The sequence below is a fragment of the Vibrio sp. 2033 genome, assembly GCF_033339735.1.
Genome location: NZ_JAWOVC010000512.1, coordinates 1 through 615 on the forward strand (window position 1 = coordinate 1; position 615 = coordinate 615).

1 protein-coding gene is annotated in these 615 nt (G+C 46.2%); it reads right to left on the minus strand.

Features of this window, described 5'->3' with window-relative positions; translation table 11 throughout:
• Positions 1-59 precede the first annotated feature (59 nt).
• The coding region (gene uspE / locus R7P74_RS27515) for a universal stress protein UspE (RefSeq protein WP_318123847.1) at positions 60-615 on the minus strand (556 nt) is incomplete at its 5' end.

Below are 615 nucleotides of genomic sequence, written 5' to 3' on the forward strand. Positions count from 1 at the left end.
GCTGAAACCGAAAATAAAACGCCCCAAAAGAGGGGCGTTTTTATATTTGATTATTTGCTCTACGTTGCGGTATTTGGATCGAGAGGGCTGATATAACCTTTTGGTTTTAAGGCCAGTACATCACAGTTAATCTTATCGATCACATGCTCTGCCGTGTTACCGATAAAGACCGCTGAAAGACCCGTACGACCAGTCGTACCCAAAATCACCATTGCTGCATTTAATCGCTCCGCGGCTGCAGGAATGACGTCTTCTGGTAAACCTTGTTCTACGATGGTTTGTTCTTCGTCGATGCCATGTTTTTGTCTCAATGCTTTCATTGCGGTGAGATGGTGGCCACGAACCGCATCCGTGTAGGTCGTTGGGTCAAATTCAGGCAACTCAATCGTAATGTTAGCCGGTGTAACAGGATAAGCGTTGACGAGATACGGTTCAGCATCGAGACGGTTTGACATCTCTTTGAGGCGTTCACCCATCGCGTCGTTCAAATCAATGTGAGTTGGGTTTTCTGACCCCACGTGTACAGAAGCGAGAATATTAGCTTGCTCCGGCCAATCCGAGTTCTTGATCAAAAGTACAGGAATAGGGCATTTACGTAATAAATGCCAGTCTGTC